This is a genomic window from Alteromonas sp. BZK5, from assembly GCF_014349115.1.
GTDB lineage: Bacteria > Pseudomonadota > Gammaproteobacteria > Enterobacterales > Alteromonadaceae > Alteromonas > Alteromonas macleodii.
The window spans coordinates 1-2,452 of the sequence record NZ_JACSOE010000203.1 but is presented as its reverse complement, the minus strand read 5'-3'; the positions used below and the strand labels follow the sequence as shown (position 1 = coordinate 2,452).

Here is a 2,452-nt window from a genome sequence, read left to right as displayed (position 1 = left end):
GATAAATCTACGTAGATTTGATTGGAAAATTCAACTTTTTAAGCGTAACAAGTTATTAGGCGGAAAAAATTTTGTGATGGGCGCAAATTTAGGACCGTTCAAAGATAAGAAAAAATATTTATCAAAATTGCGCGAGGTTACTAATTTAGTTGACTATTGGCACGTAAGAGATCAATTCTCCTTAGAGCTTTTAGATGAAATTAATGTTAAAAACAAGAAAATCATACCAGACCTTGTGATGTCGATGGACTTGACTCCCTATCAAGTGAAAAAAACGGCAAAAATTGTCGCTATTTCTGTAACAAGAGTAGAAAAAGATGGAAATCAAAGGGTACGGCAAGTGGACTTTGAAGATGAAATATGTGAGCTATGTAAAAACTTTATTAAAGCTGGTTATAACATCAGTCTTTTAAGTTTCGAAGATAGTAATGATATTTCTATAGCGTTATCAATAAAGAATCGTATAAATAGTGAAAAAGTATCAATAGAACCTTATCAAGGGAAAAACATCATAATGAAGATTGCAGAGTCAGAGTTTTTGGTTTCTACTCGTTTTCATTGCATGATAATAGGGGCTTTACTTTCTAAAAAACAAGTTATTTATGAATACAGTGAAAAAACTTCTAATTTTGCAAAAAGATATGGTTTTGAAGTATTTAAAATAACTGGCAATGCAAAAGGTAAAGACTTTTTTGATACATCATTTGATGCAAATGACAGGCAATTGGCAAAGTTGGCTATTGATTCTATGGGTGATAATCATGAATATTAGTGCTGTAATTCCATGTTATAATGGTGATAGGTTTCTACAAGAGGCGGTAGAATCAATCAATACACAAACTTATCTTCCCAGAGAGATAATTATAGTGAATGATGGCTCTAATGATGAAAGTGAGAGAGTCATCGAACAGCTTAAGGCTTCTTCGCAAGTTCCGATCACAAGTGTAAACCAAGTTAATCACGGTGTATCAGCGGCAAGAAATGTTGGTATTGCGACGGCTTCGAGTGATTGGATCGCCTTTCTGGATGTAGACGACCTATGGCTACCCACAATGCTAGAGTCGAAAGTGAAATTTGCTGAGGCTCAAGGATTAACCTCCGGTTTAATTTGTTGCAACTATTATGTCGATGCAATAGATGATGCTAACAAAAAGCATAATGATTCACGTTATGCACAATCTATACACGACCGCGTAATGCAAAGTGAAGAATTCCAGTCAATTCTCTTAAAAGAAAACTTTATTGGTACTGCTACAACGATGATGTTTAGTAGAAAAGATGCTCTTTTAGTTGGTGGATTCGATAGCTTTTTGAAACACTCTGAAGAATTTGACTTCATCTTACGGTTTGCATGCAATTCTAAAGTAGCAGTGCTTTCAAAACCATTAGCGTTAAAGCGACATCACGGTGACAACTTAAGTAACGACAAAGAACTCTATTTTTACAGTCATTATTTTTCATGCAAAAGAAATGTTCTTTACAAGGACAAGTACAGTAGGGTTTGCTTTTCTTCAAAGATCAGAGGTTTGATGCAGCGAGATCTAGAAAAATTTGCCACTGGTTATTGTAACCAAATATTTGAGAAAAAAAAATCTAGTGGCCTTATCGTTTATGTCAAATTTTATTCTGATATGAGAACATTAATGGGTTTTTTAAATCATTCCTTAGGTTTTTTAAAAAAGATTATTCGTACAATATCTTTTGGTCTGGCAAGGAGTAAACGTTAGTTACTTTTGAGTGCTGAAACGAAAAGCTCCAAAGTGTCCATAGTATACTTTCTAAAAACAACGAGCATTGATGTGATGTAAACAAAAGTCCCTAGTATCCCTTTGTATAGGACTAAAAGCAAAATAGGTAAATCATTGTCGACTTCTCGTGATAAGAAGAAACATGCTGTATACATAAATATAGCTGATAAAATAGCTGGACTTGCCGCCATTATTACATCAAATGCCTTGACGGTAACGTACTGGTTTGCTAGGAAAAATTTAAAGGGAGCTGTTACTGTAAATGACAGGAGAAGTCCTATCACAGCATATTCAAGCGAAATTGACGCCCCAATGCTACAGAAAACTAAATTGGATAGTGTGCTAATTAAGTTTGATTTAAAAGCTACCTTGGTGTGGGATCTTGATATCAATAAAGCAGGTAAAAACCAAACTAAAATATTTGGTATTATGGTAAAACACAAGATAGCAAGTATGCTAGCGCTTATACTCCATTGTGGCCCGAAGACTAAGTAAACTATTTCTTGTGATAAAGCAGCTATGCCGATGTAAATCGGGACTATTATCGTAGCTGCAAGCCTCACCACTCTTACATAAACAGCCGTCAAGTTATGTTTTTCTTTCACTCTTGAAAAGCTAGGTAGTAATATACCATTTAGTGGCGTGACTGTTATTTCAGAAATCATTCTAAAAGCACGTTGAGCTACTGACACAAAAGCAAACTG

At 34.8% G+C, this 2,452-nt stretch carries 3 protein-coding genes; 2 read left to right on the top strand and 1 reads right to left on the bottom strand.

Annotated elements, in window-relative coordinates:
- Both BIZ39_RS21255 and BIZ39_RS21250 read left to right on the top strand, forming a co-directional pair.
- Positions 1 to 772, top strand: a 772-nt coding sequence (locus BIZ39_RS21255; RefSeq protein ID WP_187448029.1) for a polysaccharide pyruvyl transferase family protein, incomplete at its 5' end; no start/stop codon positions are given.
- Positions 762 to 1,727 carry a glycosyltransferase family 2 protein gene (locus BIZ39_RS21250; RefSeq protein WP_187448028.1) on the top strand — a complete coding sequence of 322 codons (966 nt, stop codon included), beginning with the start codon at positions 762 to 764 and terminating at the stop codon, positions 1,725 to 1,727. The genes BIZ39_RS21255 and BIZ39_RS21250, both read left to right, overlap by 11 nt.
- On the opposite strand, the gene BIZ39_RS21245 is transcribed toward BIZ39_RS21250, so the two are convergent.
- The coding region (locus BIZ39_RS21245) for an oligosaccharide flippase family protein (protein ID WP_187448027.1) at positions 1,724 to 2,452 on the bottom strand (729 nt) is incomplete at its 5' end. The two genes, BIZ39_RS21250 and BIZ39_RS21245, sit on opposite strands and share 4 nt — an antisense overlap.

Bases quoted from the DNA above. Each gene is read 5' to 3' on its own strand.
- BIZ39_RS21250 (WP_187448028.1), top strand. From the start codon at position 762: ATGAATATTAGTGCTGTAATTCCATGTTATAATGGTGATAGGTTTCTA.